We start from the raw sequence: 16,639 nt of genomic DNA on the forward strand, positions 1-16,639 counted from the left end.
ATTAACTTGGTCTTTTTTTGTTTGAAGTAAAACGTTATTAGGGTCGAGTTTTAAAAGTAAATTGGTTGGTGGTTTTTTGCCCATCATTATAAACCAGTTGGTAACTGACTTGGTAGCCAGTATTGGGTTTAAGCGGTAAATCTGGGATGAAGATGACTTCATTTTTACTTAATAGTTTATTGGGGTCAGAGAGGCTTGTGAGCGTATGTATCATGCCTATCGACGTACCATTTTGCGTTATTGCGGCTGTCGCCTCAGCGATAGTTTTATCAAAAGGTGCTAACACATATACAGGTTGTCCAGTCGGATGGTCTTTTAAATCTCGGGTTGTACCAAATGGGTTCGGGGTTTCATCTCTGAGTTCATAGTCAGTAGTAACCCCATCACAAGGGAAATTCAAAAGCTTGGTATTTTCTATATATTTTTGGCTGAAAGGTAACGCAGATACGATTTCTAATAGACTTGTATGATTAATTTCATTATTGGCGGTCCATTTGACTAATTGATAGCTTAATCCTACCTCAGTAAATTGCGGATAAACTAAACTGCGCAGGTGATAAGGTGCAGCAAATAAATGATATAACATGGCTTCGACTTTGGCAGTGTCATCTATCGTATAACTACTATCCTTAGTGGAGAAGTTTGATAACGAAATATTCTCACCTTGCGCTTGATAATCGTAATGAGTGCTAACTGCTTTTTTACCCAAGGTAGAGGGATTTAGTCTAGTGGCTAAATCAATACCTGAATAATAGGGGTTGGTAATCCCTGTATCTAATAAACCCGTTTCAACTCGCTCTTCATGACTTGCAAATGGCTGTTTATTTGTTTCAGTTACCGATGCCATATAGCTAGCATGATTCATTGCTGTAAGGTTAAGATTCTGATTGGCTGTTAGACTACCAAAGCCACACTGACTGCGATTTTCATTCAATAACTTTATCGCAGCCAATTCTACTGTGCTATTAGTGGTAGGGGTAGGAATAGGGGTTGGGGAAGTGGTTGATGATGGGGTTAATGAGCTATCGCTGTTACCGCTTCCCCCGCCGCCACAAGCGGTTAATAAAGTCGCTAACAATGTTAACATAATAGCACGGTTGAAGAAATTATTTGATAGCAGCATGTCCATTTAAACTCCCTATAACCTTAACCTCACGTTTCAATATGTATCATGACAGATTGATTTGATTGAGTTATTGTTACACTTTTTTCGAGAAAAAAGAAGTTCAATTTTTCACCATACTCAAAATTTTTCGTCAATTGCTGACAAATTTATGCTTTGCGATTAGCAACTGGCTATTTGTTATTTTTAACTACCAATATCATTTAGCCACCAATATCCCTTAATGGGCGACCTTTGTAGCCGTTACAGTAATCACACCCTGTTTAGTCCCTAAACCCCCAAATTTGACAATTTTTGTTCAGCTAAAAGTTTGGCAGGGGATATATCGGTGTTATTTGCTAAATCCATTTTGTTGTAGGAAATTTAAGGTAATGCCTTCATGATTAGAATTTGACATGGTGTCTGGTGTTGACACAAGAAGTTTTTCTAAATATCTGGCTACCACATCCACCTCGATGTTAACTTTTGTTGCCACTTTCCAATGTCTGGCTATGTTGGTGACGTGCGCTGTATGCGGGATGATATTTAAACTAATCACATTACCTTCCACCAAATTACTGGTCAGGCTAATACCATCGATCGTTACAGAACCCTTGGTAGCGACATATTTGGTAAACTCGCTTGGAATCTCAATCTCTATATAAATCGAGCGCGAATCATTTTTTATAAGTTTAACCGTACCCGTGGTATCAACATGACCGGTGACAATGTGTCCGCCAAATCGTGTAGTAGGCAACATGGCTTTTTCAAGGTTTAATACATCGCCAACTTGCCATTGTTGCATCGCTGTTCTATTGAGTGTTTCACGTGAAACATCAACGGCGTACCAGTCTTTACCTTGTTCTATAACAGTGAGACAAATCCCGTTACTTGCAATCGAGTCACCCAATTTGACATCAGCAAAGTCCAAATAGTCAGATTGAACTTTTAAGCGTACATCACCCTGTGTTGGCGTAATCGCAACGATTTTTCCAGTGGCTTCAATAATACCTGTGAACATTGTTTATCCTAATTTTTTATCATAACAATGCATTTTAATGTACTTTTACAACTATCACAAACATAAAATATTATTTAGAATAGTTAAATTATAATCAAAAATCAGCTGTAATTTAAATTGGGCATCAAGCGTTCAAAAAATTAAAATGATAGAGCTAGCTTTTGGTGGATAATTTAACCTCACAGACTACTTATGACCTTATTTATCTACTTATCCACTGGTCATAATTGTGATAGGTAACGGGTATTTTGTCGGATGTTTCATGTGAAACACCGCTTATAGTCTAGCATTACAGTAAAATCCGACTCTAATCATTGTTTCATGTGAAACACTTATCCACAAAAGAAATGCTGGTTTTAACGCTTTCATTAAATTTAGCTAACAATGTGGATAAGTTTTAAAAAGCAAACAATATAACAGTTTAACCAATTTTTTTAGCAAGATTTAACTAGCAGATTGTGTGGATTTACTTATCAAAGCGATAGATTAGTTTGATATCATTGCCCATTGTTTCATGTGAAACCAGTGAAGCGACCATTTGTTGGTACATATGCTGTGCCGTAAAGTTAATCATGGGCTTAGCATTGTTACCCAAAATGCATGGCGCTTGATACACGACTAATTCATCTACCAAACCTTGTTGTAAAAAACTAGCAGCGACCGTCGCACCCGCTTCAACCAACACATCATTGATTTGGTAATTATCTTTTAAAATAGTGAGTAGTTGGGTTAAGCTCATAGTTGCGTCTTGGATAAGCAAAACGGGACGCTTGTTGATTTGACTTTGGTACCATGCATCCGTCATTTGGATGCGTTGACGACGGTCAAGCACTACCAATAGCGGCTGGGGTATGTCGTCTAAATTTACCCCTAATTGCTGACTACGGATATTTAGCGCAGGATGGTCTTGTAGGATGGTTTCGCTCCCCGTAATAATCGCCCCTGCCTGCGCTCGTAAACGCTGTACATCCTCGCGTGATTGGTCGCTGGTTATCCATTTTGACTCGCCATTTGCCATCGCGGTGCGTCCATCCAAACTTGTCGCTATCTTTAAGCGCACAAAAGGCAAGCCGCCACGCATGACTTTAAAAAAGCCTTCATTTAATTGATAAGCCGCTTGCTCACAAATACCGGTAATGACTTCGATACCTGCCTGATGCAGTTTGGCAATACCACCACCATCGACTTTAGGATTAGGATCGACAACAGCAATCACAACACGGCTAATACCCGCTTTGATTAGCGCATCCGCACAGGGCGGGGTACGTCCATGATGGCTACAAGGCTCAAGCGTAACATACGCTGTTGCGCCTTGCAATTGCTTGGCATAATGCTCATGTGCTTGGCGAAGGGCAAACACTTCGGCGTGGGGTTGTCCTGCTTGATAGTGAAAACCTTCGCCAATGATTTGATTATCTTTGACAATGACGCAGCCGACATTAGGATTGGGACGGGTGGTGAAACGTCCTTTTTTAGCCAGCTCAATGGCGCGTGACATGTAGTATTGGTGCTGATAGCGCTCAGCAGGTGATAAAGTTGCCATCATAATAAAACTTAGGATTGTAGATGTTTGAGCTTGTGTGGGTGAGTCAAATCTTCGATACGTTGATTGATTTCTTGTTTATTGGCGTCAGTGGTGAGGTTTGACACCATGTGTTTGAAGGCTTCAATATCTTGAAAATCACGATACACGCTAGCAAATCGAACGTAGGCAACATCGTCAATTTGGCTCAGCTCTTTCATGACGATTTCACCTAAAATTTTACTTGGCACCTCACGCTCACCGAGCTGTCTGAGCTGTTTTTCAATGCGGCTAATCATGGCTTCAATGTTGTCGGTCGATATCGGACGTTTTTGTAACGGTAGCTGCACTGAGCGACGCAGTTTTTGTCCATCATACGGCTCGATACGACCATTGGATTTGATGATACGGGGCATTACTGCCTCAATGATTTCAAAGGTAGTAAATCGCTCTTGGCACGCGGTACACTGACGACGACGACGTACCTGCGCACCTTCTGCCGCGAGTCTTGAATCAATGACTTTGGTATCTTCAGCATTACAAAATGGACAGTGCATGCGATTTCCTAGCTAAGTTTAAAGCTTTTAATTTATTTGCCAATACAAAAACTGCCAAAAATCTTACCCAATAAATCATCGGCGGTAAATTCACCAGTGATTTCGTTGAGGCTAATCTGCGCTTGGCGTAGGCTTTCCGCCACCAATTCACCGGCATGAAACAAATGCAATTGCTCATCGGCTTCTCGTAGCGCCATTTGGGTACGGCGCAGCGCATCAAGATGGCGGGTTCGTGCAATTAAGCTATTTTCAGGGGGATGAAAACCGACTTTATCACAGATTTGATTGACCAATTCTTCAAGCCCTGTACCATATTTACAAGACACATAGACGGGGTGATAAATCTGCTCTTGTGATGAAAGTTGCTTGGGCAAATTTTGATGATTGTCGGATAAATCAATTTTGTTGGCAATCATTAATATCGAATTGGCATTGGGTAGGCTACCAAATAATTCGCTCGCCAATCGTAACGGCTCATGCTCACGGTGTGCATCATACACCATAAGCAGTAAATCAGCTTGGGTGATGGCTTGTCGTGCTCGCTCAATGCCTGCCTGTTCGACAATATCATCGGTTTGGCGCAGCCCAGCGGTATCGGTCAAATTTAGCGTTAGACCATTTAACACAATGGTTTCTTGTAGGATATCACGGGTTGTCCCGGCAATATCGGTCACAATGGCCCGCTCTTGCCCTGCAAGCCGATTGAGCAAGCTAGATTTTCCCGCATTGGGTCGCCCTGCAATCACAACTGAGACACCATCTCGCAGCAGCTGCCCTTGTTTGGCAGTGGCTAACACATTGTTTAATTGCTCACAAACTTGGCGTAATTGCTTGGCGATATGCTCATCTGCCAAAAAATCAACCCCTTCTTCATCGGGGAAATCAATAGCGGCTTCAACATACAGCCGTAGCTGAATTAACTGCTCAAGCAGCGCATTAATTTTTTGTGAAAACTCACCAGTCAACGAGCGCATGGCACTTTTTGCGGCAGCCACACTGGTGGCATCAATGGCATCAGCAATCGCTTCTGCTTGTACCAAATCAAGCTTATCATTATCAAAAGCCCGCGCCGAAAACTCACCCGCTACCGCTTGATTTGCACCCAATTCAAATACACGGGTCAAAAGTTGCTGCTGCAAAATCATACCACCGTGACCTTGCAACTCAATCACATCTTCACCTGTAAAAGAATGGGGGGCAGGGAAATATAACACCAATCCCTCATCAATCACCGTATTATCACTATCATAAAATCGGCAAAAATAGGCAAATCGCGGTTTGAAAGCTTGACGACCTGTCAACGCCAAGGCAATTTGGTAACTGTTTGGACCTGATAAGCGTATCACACCAACCCCGCCACGACCCATTGGTGTTGCAATGGCGGCAATGGTTGAAGTAAGCGCGGTCTGAGAGTTATTTAACATAATTTTTTACAATCTAACATTTCGGGTAGTCAGCATTGACTTAATACTGATATTTTAACATCCACTCACTGATTACAACATGATTATTTTTTGCCAATAAAAAACCCTTTAAACAACGGTTTAAAGGGCGATTAAAGTATCAAATTACGGTTCGATGGATTTAAACCACGTTGCGTGCTGCCGCTTTTGCTGCTTGCTCACGCTCAACTTTTTTATTGATAAAGTATTGCTGCGCCATACTAAACAAATTGTTGACCGTCCAATACAGCACTAGACCCGCTGGGAAGAATAGCATAAACACGGTGAAAATAATCGGCATAAATTTCATCACACGAGCCTGCATAGGATCTTGCGGCTGCGGGTTTAGCATCTGCTGAAAAAACATCGCAGCGCCCATAATCAGTGGCAAGATAAACAATGGATCCATGGATGATAAGTCACGAATCCAACCAATCCAAGGGGCATGGCGTAATTGTACTGATTCAACCAGTACCCAATACAACGCCAAGAAAATCGGCATTTGCAGCAATACTGGTAAACAACCTGCCATTGGGTTGACTTTTTCTTCTTTGTAGATGCGCATCATCTCTTGTGACATACGCATACGGTCATCACCATATTCTTCTTTTAAGGCTTGCAACCTTGGGGCAACTGCGCGCATTTTTGCCATCGAGTGATAGCTTTTATTGGCGATTGGCATTAACGCGATTTTGACCAATAAAGTAAGTACAATAATTGACCAACCCCAGTTACCCAACACTTTATGTACATTATCCAAAATCCAAAATAGCACTTTTGAAATCGGCCATAAAATACCGTAATCAACAGTTTTATCTAACCCCTCTGCCAAAGGTTTTAAGTTGGTTTGAATTTTTGGACCGGCATACAAGGCAGACGTTAACGTCACTTGCTTGTTGGGAGCAACTGACACAGGGTTACTGGTAAACCCGATGATGTGATCTTTGCCAACTTCACGGCTATAAAAATTTGCTGTGTAATCCTTTGGCATCCAAGCGGTGACAAAATAGTGCTGTACCATGCCAATCCAGCCTTTATCACTGCTGGCTTTTAAACCCTCATTGAAATTACCAAACTTGAGTTTGTTATAAGGCTGATCTGGTGTACCCCATGCGCCCCCTAGGTAAGTCGATAGGCTAATTGCGCCTTTGTCACCTTTACCTGGGTCTTCGCTATTATCACGTTTTAACTGCGCATACATTTGTCCTTGCCAAGGCTGCGTGCCGTTATTGGTGATGTTATAGCTAACGTTGATAGGATATTGACCTTTGGTAAACTTATAGGATTTGATGATAGTTACACCATCTTTTTGATAAGTTAAAGGCACGACCAATTCGGCTTGATTAGGTTGCATGACAAATTGGTTACTAGGCGCGGTAAAAGTCGCACGGCCATTGCTATTATCAATACCATTGGCACCAATTAACCCTGACTGAGCCACATATACGCGATTACTATCTTCTTCAAGGAGTACAAACGGTTGGTTGCTATTTAATGTCTGGGTCTGCTCTCGAAGCGCCGCGTATACCACATCGCCACCCACTGGATTAATACGAAGATCATATTTGTCCGTCATCACGCTAATGAGCTGTGCGCCCGTTTTCTGGGTAGTGGGAGCAGCAGTTGGCGTGGTTGCCGTTGCCGCGGGAATATCACCCGTTGGCGTACCTGAAGCCCCCGCCACTGGCACATCATTGCTACTCACGGCTGTGGTTGTTGGGGTTATCGCCACGGGTTTATTTACATTGGTATAATCATCCCGCCATGCCAGAATCAGCAAATAACCCGTAATCAACATTGCGATAATAATCAATGTCCGTAAAATTTTTTGCATATATAGCTATCCTATCTAATGATATTGCTTAAAATCACTAGTTGCTAATAAAGTAAAAACAATTAAAAAATAGAAGACATTCTACTAAAAAAAAGTTAAAAAAGATATTCTATAAATAGTTGACTCGATTACGCTATTTGAGACTGGCGACAAATTTTTATAATTTAATTATCTACATCAATTAATGATAGTGGTAAGCATATACAAAAAAGTAAGACGGGCGTGTGTTAATATAATGATAGCGGTAGCGATATAATGGCTTAGGGACAAAATCAATCCCATGCCCACCCCAAGGATGGCAGCGCGCGATACGCTTGACTGTCAATATCCCACCCCGGTACCCCCCATGCAATCTTACCGCCTCTAAACCATAGCTAGAGCACGTTGGATAAAACCGGCAACGAGGTGCAAACCATGGGCTAATCAAACGCTGATAAAATATAATCATACCCAGCAAAAATTTTGCTAATAATTTATCCATGGATTAAGACCAGATTTTTTATCACCTTCATTTGAGTAAAGATATTACGAACTGCCCAAAAAATTAACTCCGTTTCAACTTTCTAATCTTATCGTTGATTAAGTTAAAGCCCATCGCTAATTGCTGCGCAATTGCTTCATTTGGCATGTCATCGGAAAACTGCTTGATAGTTAACAAAATATCAACTTGACCATTTAGCTGGTGCTGATGCAACCGAAAATGCTCTCGCGTTAATCGCTTAATACGATTACGCTCATGGGCACGTTTGACTTTCTTTTTAGTGATCGCAAGACCCAACCGATTTACTGCAGCTTGTCTTTGGGTATCGGCTAAAACCACTTTGACAAAGAACAATAAGTTAGGCTGATGAATTTTAAACATCACAACAGGCTGTGACTGATTTTCACCAGTTTTGGTATGGCGACCCGACATCGCTTTAAAATCTTTAGGCGTTAGCAGCCGCTGTGATTTATCAAATTTAAAAGGTTTGTCTGCCGTCATGAGGATAAGTCCAAATCAATACCAAAGCACCATTAAAATAAAAGCCAAAGCTATAAATATTTTATAGATAGGGTAAAAACAGGCTGAAATAATAGAGTAGGGGAGTATGCTAATCCTTAGTTACGAACGGACTTCTAGCATAACGATTAGTACAACAATAAAAAAAGCGATATAAGAAGTATATCGCTTTTTACTATAACCTGTTTTAATATCAACATTAAATCAAGTTAACAAAATAGACATTACACCGTTAAACGATGACGGCCTTTAGCACGACGACGAGCTAAAACTTGACGGCCATTTTTAGTAGCCATACGAGCACGGAAACCGTGAGTACGTTTACGTTTGATTACGCTTGGTTGGAAAGTGCGTTTCATGCGATTCACCTTGGCTAAATTTACGTGACATTTAACCGATAGCGGTTAAAATACAAAATTTCAAAACAGTTAATCTCGTATTATCCTTAATTTTAACCAATAGGTCAAGGATAACTAAGCTTACCGATTAATTTCTTTCTTAAAATTACTGGTACAACCAATTATTTTGCTTATCTAAAATAAAATTTTTGTATAACAAATACAACTTAGTAAAAAGTTATCCACAAAAAATTTTTTTATTATTATATATTAAATAAGTATTATTTATTATTATTAAGCACATCTATTTCAGTGGATATATAGTAAAATGATAATAAAAAACAATTATTTATAATGTTGATAAACCTGTATATAAATAGTTGATAGTTTGTTATTAACTTCCATTTTTAACTTATCAACAATTATATCCACATTATTATCCACAATAATTTTATTTGTAAAATAGCGGTTTTATGATACATTACACCAATTTTGAAGATGCTTGAATTAGGAAAGTGAAGTTATGGCGGATGCATTATGGCTTAAGTGCGTTGACGAATTAAAATATCAAGTACCTGATAATATTTTTACCATGTGGATTCGCCCATTATCCGCCTCAATGCATGACAACACGATGGTCGTCAATGTACCTAATCAATACTTTGCCAGCTATGTTGAAAAAAATCATTTAAGTCAAATTCAAACGATTTTACACCAGCTTGAGCCAACCCTACCAATTCATGTGCAGATTCAAATTGATAAGGGTAACGCAATCACTGATGCTGTCGGTACACAAGACCTTGGTGAGCAAAAAGTGACGCTGGTAAAAAATGAGCAGCAACGCTCTTTTCAGTATATCGATCCGCATTTTACGTTTGACCAATTTGTAACCGCAAAATCCAATCAAATCGCTTATAGTATTTGCCGAGAGACTGCCAACAATTTGGGTCAATCAAAAAATAATCCGCTGTTTATTTATGGCGCGACAGGTTTGGGAAAAACCCATTTGATGCAAGCAATTGCCCACGAGATTTTAAAGCAAGGCAAAAGTTTTTATTACTTCACGTCCGATAAATTTGTTAACCAGCTGGTGAATTCATTAAGAAAACAAAAAATCGATGAGTTTAAAGATAAAATAAAAAAAGCCGATTTATTGATTATTGATGATATTCATGTGATTGCGGGCAAGCAAAAAAGTAGCGAGCAGTTTTTGCTATTGCTCAATGATTTTATGAGCAAAAATAAACAAGTGATTTTGGCATCTGATAAACACCCGAGCGCACTGACTGATTTTGACGAACGTTTAAAGTCACGTTTGGCTTGGGGGGTAGCAGTAGCGCTAGAGCCGCCAGAGCTAGAAACCCGTATTCAAATTTTGCAAAAAAAATCCAAAGCGCAAGAGGTGAATTTGCCAAAAGAGTGCGCTATTTTTATTGCTCAGCATATCATCGCCAATGTGCGAGAGTTAGAAGGTGCGCTGAACAAAGTTTTAGCCATTTCCCGTCTGCTCAATCAGCCTATCCATTTAGAACTGGTACAAATGGCGTTAAAAGATTTGATTGCCATTCGCGTACAAGCGGTCAGTATGGATAATATTCGCAAAGTCGTTGCTGAGTTTTATGATATATCGGTTAAAGACCTGATGGGTAAAAAGCGTTTACGTCATATCGCTCGCCCGCGTCAGGTGGCTATGAGTTTAGCCCGTGAACTAACCAATAACAGCTTTACAGAAATTGGTCAATCATTTGGCGGTCGCGACCATACCACGGTCATGCACGCCTGCGAGAAAGTACAAGAACTTTGTGGCAGTGATCTGATGTTTGACAAGGATTATCGATCATTAAAATTAATGTTACAGACTTAGTATTTAGTATTTTGTTAGCTCGATTAAAAAGATTTTTACTCAATTACCCCGTATAATAAGTTTTAATTTTTCCATTTGTTATAACCATTCATTTTGATTTGAGGCGGTGCCATGCAATTAGTAATCTCTCGCGATTTTTTACTACAAGCGATTAATTTAATTTCAAAAGCCGCTGACAAACGCCATAACATGGTGATTTTGGGTAATATGAAATTGGCGTTAACCGACTCTCAATTGGTGATGGTAGCGTCAGATTTAGAGCTTGAATTAAAAGCCACCCTCAATTTGCCAGAATCGGCGTGCAAACAACCAGGTGAAATCACCGTTCCTGCCAACAAATTCAAAGATATCGTAAAATTATTGCCCGACGGTTTACCCGTATCTATCAGTGTAGGTGACGACAATCAGTGTCTAATTGTGTGCGGTAGTAGTCGTTTTAAACTCAGCACTTTACCTGCCCAAGACTTTCCCCTGTTGGGTGAACCAGAACAAGTTACGCCTATTCAATTGGGCCGTGAAGACCTCGTCGATTTGCTGGATAAAACGCATTTTGCGATGGCGGTGCAAGATGTGCGTTATTATCTTACCGGTATGCTGTTTGAAGTCAAAGAGCGGCAATTGGCGACGGTATCAACCGATGGGCATCGCTTGGCATTGGCTCGTACGGTGATAGCGTGTGATGATAGCGTGGCACTGGCTGCAATTTTACCAAGAAAAGCGGTACTTGAATTACAACGTTTATTAGCAGAGCTTAAACGCATGCTACCGAATCAAGATAATAAAATCACCCTCAATGTTGGTCGTGAATTTTTACAAGTTTTACTCCCTTTTGGGGAAGTCGATAGCACAGGTCAGCTAAAAAATGCCATCATGGTGGCTTTTACTGCCCGTTTGATTGATGGTAAGTTCCCTGATTATCGCCGCGTTATGCCATCATTAACCAACAAAATTGCCCGTATCAGCCAAGAGCAGCTGGCGAACGTGCTTCGCCGCGTGGCTATTTTGAGTAACGAGAAATCGCGTGGCGTGATTTTTGATTTTTCAGGTGATAACAATTTGATAGTACGTGCTAGCAATGCTGAGCAAGATGAAGCCAGTGAGCAGCTTGAGGTTAAATATCAAGGCGAGCCATTAGAGATATCATTCAATGTGGCTTATTTGCTAGATGTGCTGAATGTACTGCAAGGCGAAATTGACTTTAATATGAGCCAAGCCAATGCTTCGGTATTGGTACAACAAGTCAACGATAGCAAACACGAATTTGTGGTTATGCCAATGCGTATTTAGTCAGCGGGCATATTTTTTTAAATCCAGTGATGAGTAGTGACGTAGATAAATCATGCAAATTATTGAATTAGCTATTCATCATTTTCGCAATCTTCACACGATTGAATTACAACCCAGCAGTTGTAATGTGTTCTTGGGTCAAAATGGCAGCGGAAAAACGTCGCTATTAGAAAGCATCTATTTATTATCGCGCGGCAAAAGTTTTCGCCATCATCAACCGAGGCATTATATTGAGCATGGTTTTAGCGATACCACGGTTTTTGCTAGGCTCAATCATGAGCAAACGGTCGCTATTGCCAAATCCCAAGACGCTACCACGCAATTGCGACTCAATGGGCAGTCACTTGTCACCCAAAGCCCACTTGCCCAGCTGCTACCCACCCTATTGCTTGAGCCTGTGAGCCTTGCACAGCTAGAGGATGGTAGTCAAGCAAGGCGTGAAATGTTAGATTGGTTAGGGTTTCACGTGGAACAGTCATTTCATCCCAATTGGCTGTCTTATCAGCGTCTATTAAAACAGCGCAACAGCTTATTAAAGCAAAATGTTGGCAACGTCTTATTAACTAGCCTGCAACAGCAAGAACTGTCAGCTTGGGATTACCAGCTAAGCCAACATGCAGAAAAAATTCACCAAGCCAGGACCCGCATCATTGAACAATGGCAGCCCCATTTTTTGGCGCAAGTGCAAAAATTTTTACCCCAATATGCCGAAAAATTACGATTGCGTTATACACCGGGGTTTGATACTGAAGCTGGGTTAGCCATTACTTTAGCCAATCGTTTAGCGTCTGACATTGAGCTTGGCTATACGCGTATGGGATGCCATCGGGCTGATATCAATGTTGTGCTAGATTTAGTGCATACTGATGCAGCAGGGCATAAACACAAGCAGACATTGCTTGCCACCGATATGCTGTCACGGGGTGAAAAAAAATTATTGGTCATGGCGCTTCGCTTATCGCAGTTGCCGTTACTCAATCAGGTTGATAAAGTACCTTTGGTATTAGTGGACGATATCACAGCGGAATTGGATAGTGACGCGCTTATGTTGTTATTAACTGGCTTAAAACAAGTTAATTCACAGCTGTTTATCACCAGTCTCACCCAAGATATCGTTGAGAGTATTCAAAAGATTTGGCGGGATAATATAAAACTGTTTCACGTGGAACAGGGAAGTGTTAGACAATTACCGCTTGAAGTACAAGCTATTAAAAACGACCTATAAAAACAAGTAACATTTTTAGGTGACTAAGGTTAGATGATTAAGTATTTTTTCAAACTGATGTAACTTAAACCCTCTCTTTTCTAGCTCAGCTAAATCACTATTTTGCCTGTCATAAGCAGGGATATTCAGTGACTTTTCCCCTAAAATTTGCTACAATAAACCCTTTATTTTTCACCAAAAAACTAAGAAAAAAATCAACGATTTTGACCATAAAATCGAATATGTTCTGACGTTTTTGCCATGCAAAACTTATGGAGTCATCATGACTGATACATCTGCGAATGTAGCCGATCAGACACAACAATCTACTACCCAATCAAGTCATCAACAAAATAAAGCTTATGGTTCTGACAGTATCCGCGTACTTCGTGGCTTAGAAGCCGTGCGTGTACGCCCTGGTATGTACATTGGCGATACCGACGATGGCACAGGTTTGCATCATATGGTGTTTGAAGTAGTAGATAACGCCATTGATGAAGCTTTGGCGGGTCACTGTGATCAAATTGACATCATCATCCACGAAGATGAATCGGTCAGCGTCAAAGACAATGGACGCGGTATACCTGTCGATATTCACCCAGAAGAAGGGGTGTCGGCCGCGCAGGTTATCATGACAGTCCTGCATGCGGGCGGTAAATTTGACGACAACAGCTATAAAGTCTCAGGTGGTTTGCACGGTGTCGGTGTGTCAGTGGTTAATGCGTTATCAAAAAAACTGGTGCTCGATATTTGGCGTGATGGTTACCACTATAGCCAAACCTATGCCGACGGTGAGCCCGTAGCGCCTATTGAGCAGCTTGAAGCCACCCAGCAAACAGGCACACAAGTGCGCTTTTATCCAAGCGATGATATTTTTACAGGCACGATTTTTGATTTTGAAATTCTCGCCAAGCGCTTACGCGAATTGTCGTTTTTAAACTCGGGTGTACGCATCGTATTGACGGATGAGCGCGATGACAAACGCCATGAGTTTGAACACGTTGGCGGTCTATCTGAGTTCGTCCATTACATCAATGCGGGCAAAACTGGATTAAATGAGGTGTTTCATTTTACCAGCGAAGAAAATGACGGTATCAGCGTCGAAGTAGCATTGCAATGGACAGATAGCTACAACGAAAAAGTATTATGCTTTACCAACAATATCCCGCAAAAAGATGGCGGTACCCATCTTTCTGGTTTTCGTTCGGCATTAACGCGCTGCCTAAATAGCTATATGGATAGCGAAAACTTGATGAAAAAAGAAAAAGTTGCGGTAACAGGTGACGATGCGCGGGAAGGTTTAACCGCGATTATTTCTGTCAAAGTACCTGACCCAAAATTCTCAAGCCAAACCAAAGACAAACTGGTATCAAGTGAAGTCAAACCAGCGGTTGAATCAGCCATGCACGATAAGTTTAGCGCTTACTTGCTTGAAAATCCCAATGCTGCCAAAGGGATTGCTGGTAAAATCATCGATGCCGCTCGTGCGCGAGAAGCTGCGCGTAAAGCTCGTGAAATGACCCGCCGTAAAACCACCCTGGATATCGCAGGTCTGCCCGGCAAACTTGCTGATTGCCAAGAAAAAGACCCTGCGATGTCAGAGCTGTACATTGTGGAAGGGGACTCCGCAGGCGGTTCTGCCAAACAAGGGCGTAACCGTAAGATGCAGGCGATTTTACCGCTGAAAGGTAAAATTCTAAACGTAGAACGTGCGCGTTTTGATAAGATGCTATCGTCGCAGGAAGTGGGCACCTTGATTACCGCATTGGGTACAGGCATCGGACCTGATGAGTACAATCCTGACAAATTACGCTATCACAAAATTATCATCATGACCGATGCGGACGTGGATGGTTCACATATTCGCACCTTGCTCCTGACATTCTTTTTCCGTCAAACCCCGGAGCTATTAGAACGTGGTCATATTTATATTGCGCAGCCACCGCTGTATAAAGTGAAAAAAGGTCGTCAAGAATTGTACCTCAAAGATGATGAAGCGTTAAAGGCCTATTTATTGTCGTCAACCATTGATGATACCCAGCTGCATTTGAGTGAAGGTACGCCTGCGATAACAGGGCAAGCGCTAGAAACCTTGCTTAATGATTATAACCAAACTCAAACCATCAAAAACCGTTTGCAAATTAAATATCCAAGCGCCGTATTGGATGCGTTGGCAATCACCAGCAAACTTAGCATGCCAATGATTGAAGATGAAGGGCAAATGCGAAATTGGGTAGAAGCGTTAGCGCAGAATCTAGCAGTGACGGCAGACGGATTAGACCCACAAATTGAATTAGAGTCCTTTAGCAAACAAGAAGGCGATCATCAAAAAACCTATTATCTACCGCGCGTGACGATTTTTATCCATCAGTTGCCACACGCGTACTTATTAGATACCGCATTTATTGGTTCAGGTGAGTATAGCCGTTTGCATCGCTTAACCAGCCAATGGAAAGACATGTTATCAGATACCGCTTATGTCGCTAAAGGCGATAAAAAACTGCCGATCAAAGACATGGGTTATCTATGGCAATTTATTATGAGTGATGCGCGCCGTGGTTTAGCGATTCAGCGTTACAAAGGGTTGGGCGAGATGAACGCTGATCAATTATGGGAAACCACGATGGATCCAGAAAATCGCCATATGCTAAAAGTCACCATTGAAGATGCGATTGCTGCTGATCATTTGTTCTCGTGTCTGATGGGGGATGATGTAGAACCGCGTCGTGCCTTTATTGAGGAGAATGCGTTAACAGTGACCAACTTGGATATTTAACCCAATTTTAGGGTCGTGTTTTAATACAATGGAAACCACCTTATGTTGTAATAAGGTGGTTTTATTTCAGCTTGAATTTTTAGAAGAGATATCACATGATTGCCTTATTACTGCTAGCGATAGCCTTATCGATGGATGCCTTTGCTGTAGCGATTGGACTCGGTGCCAAACACCGCCAAGATACGACCAAAATTGCGGTCATGGCAGGCGTATATTTTGGCGTGTTTCAAGGTTTGATGCCTTTGATTGGTTATCTCGGTGGACGTTCAATCTTAGGATTTATCGCAAATTGGGCGCCTTGGATAGCGTGCATTATTTTGGTGGGGCTTGGTGGAAAAATGCTGTATGAAGCCTTATCTGGCGATGATGAAGATGCTGCATCACAAGATTCCACCCCGCACAATATTGCTTTAGATATCGCCAATGATGCCAATGTTGTCATCACCCATAAAACCATGACTACTTTAGCGATTGCAACCAGTATTGATGCAATGGCAGCCGGATTTACCTTAAATTTAATCCCAGTCAATCCTTATGTATCCTGTGCAGTAATTGCCGTGGTAACAGGCATTTTTAGCTTTATAGGCGTATTTATGGGCAAGCAATCAGGCACGTGGCTAGAGAGTAAAGCTGAAATTTTTGGTGGGCTAGTATTAATCGGTATTGGCATCAAAATGGTAATTTAATAGACC

Annotated in this window: 14 protein-coding genes; 5 read left to right on the forward strand and 9 right to left on the reverse strand. The window is 41.3% G+C overall.

What is annotated here, in order from left to right:
* Window positions 1-37: 37 nt before the first annotated feature.
* From RT084_RS05395 to rpmH, 9 genes are all read right to left on the reverse strand, one after another.
* Window positions 38-1,123: a CAP domain-containing protein gene (locus RT084_RS05395; RefSeq protein ID WP_313097925.1), complete on the reverse strand. Its 1,086-nt coding sequence runs from the start codon at window positions 1,121-1,123 to the stop codon at window positions 38-40.
* Window positions 1,124-1,454: 331 nt separating this feature from the next.
* On the reverse strand, window positions 1,455-2,123 hold the full coding sequence (locus tag RT084_RS05400) for a riboflavin synthase (RefSeq protein WP_313097927.1): 669 nt from the start codon (window positions 2,121-2,123) through the stop codon (window positions 1,455-1,457).
* 466 nt (window positions 2,124-2,589) lie between these two features.
* Entirely contained in the window at window positions 2,590-3,666 is a 1,077-nt protein-coding gene (gene ribD, locus RT084_RS05405) for a bifunctional diaminohydroxyphosphoribosylaminopyrimidine deaminase/5-amino-6-(5-phosphoribosylamino)uracil reductase RibD (protein ID WP_313097960.1), read from the reverse strand.
* Between the two features lie 11 nt (window positions 3,667-3,677).
* On the reverse strand, window positions 3,678-4,202 hold the full coding sequence (gene nrdR, locus RT084_RS05410) for a transcriptional regulator NrdR (RefSeq protein ID WP_036601355.1): 525 nt from the start codon (window positions 4,200-4,202) through the stop codon (window positions 3,678-3,680).
* A 32-nt stretch (window positions 4,203-4,234) separates the two neighbouring features.
* Window positions 4,235-5,626 (reverse strand): tRNA uridine-5-carboxymethylaminomethyl(34) synthesis GTPase MnmE, encoded by a 1,392-nt coding sequence (gene mnmE, locus RT084_RS05415; RefSeq protein ID WP_313097929.1) that lies wholly within the window; start codon window positions 5,624-5,626, stop codon window positions 4,235-4,237.
* Between the two features lie 160 nt (window positions 5,627-5,786).
* Window positions 5,787-7,478, reverse strand: coding sequence for a membrane protein insertase YidC (gene yidC / locus RT084_RS05420; RefSeq protein WP_313097932.1), 1,692 nt, complete (start codon window positions 7,476-7,478; stop codon window positions 5,787-5,789).
* Window positions 7,479-7,659: 181 nt separating this feature from the next.
* Complete coding sequence (gene yidD, locus RT084_RS05425; protein ID WP_219331745.1) at window positions 7,660-7,959, reverse strand: membrane protein insertion efficiency factor YidD; 300 nt, start codon at window positions 7,957-7,959, stop codon at window positions 7,660-7,662.
* Window positions 7,960-8,022: 63 nt separating this feature from the next.
* Window positions 8,023-8,460 carry a ribonuclease P protein component gene (gene rnpA / locus RT084_RS05430; protein WP_095356243.1) on the reverse strand — a complete coding sequence of 146 codons (438 nt, stop codon included), beginning with the start codon at window positions 8,458-8,460 and terminating at the stop codon, window positions 8,023-8,025.
* Window positions 8,461-8,702: 242 nt separating this feature from the next.
* On the reverse strand, window positions 8,703-8,837 hold the full coding sequence (gene rpmH, locus RT084_RS05435; protein WP_050326012.1) for a 50S ribosomal protein L34: 135 nt from the start codon (window positions 8,835-8,837) through the stop codon (window positions 8,703-8,705).
* 502 nt (window positions 8,838-9,339) lie between these two features.
* Here rpmH and dnaA point away from each other — a divergent pair.
* The 5 genes from dnaA to RT084_RS05460 all read left to right on the forward strand — a co-directional run bounded on the left by dnaA (window position 9,340) and on the right by RT084_RS05460 (window position 16,633).
* The gene (gene dnaA, locus RT084_RS05440) at window positions 9,340-10,680 is read left to right on the forward strand and encodes a chromosomal replication initiator protein DnaA (RefSeq protein WP_313097935.1); all 1,341 of its coding nucleotides are present in this window, start codon (window positions 9,340-9,342) and stop codon (window positions 10,678-10,680) included.
* A gap of 111 nt (window positions 10,681-10,791) precedes the next feature.
* Window positions 10,792-11,967 carry a DNA polymerase III subunit beta gene (gene dnaN, locus RT084_RS05445; protein WP_313097937.1) on the forward strand — a complete coding sequence of 392 codons (1,176 nt, stop codon included), beginning with the start codon at window positions 10,792-10,794 and terminating at the stop codon, window positions 11,965-11,967.
* Window positions 11,968-12,019: 52 nt separating this feature from the next.
* Complete coding sequence (recF, locus tag RT084_RS05450) at window positions 12,020-13,192, forward strand: DNA replication/repair protein RecF (protein WP_313097939.1); 1,173 nt, start codon at window positions 12,020-12,022, stop codon at window positions 13,190-13,192.
* A gap of 262 nt (window positions 13,193-13,454) precedes the next feature.
* Window positions 13,455-15,947 (forward strand): DNA topoisomerase (ATP-hydrolyzing) subunit B, encoded by a 2,493-nt coding sequence (gene gyrB, locus RT084_RS05455; RefSeq protein WP_309595025.1) that lies wholly within the window; start codon window positions 13,455-13,457, stop codon window positions 15,945-15,947.
* A 95-nt stretch (window positions 15,948-16,042) separates the two neighbouring features.
* The gene (locus RT084_RS05460; protein ID WP_159373931.1) at window positions 16,043-16,633 is read left to right on the forward strand and encodes a manganese efflux pump MntP; all 591 of its coding nucleotides are present in this window, start codon (window positions 16,043-16,045) and stop codon (window positions 16,631-16,633) included.
* The last annotated feature ends 6 nt before the right edge of the window (window positions 16,634-16,639 follow it).

The organism is Moraxella sp. CTOTU48717 (assembly GCF_032057165.1).
GTDB lineage: Bacteria > Pseudomonadota > Gammaproteobacteria > Pseudomonadales > Moraxellaceae > Faucicola > Faucicola tetraodonis.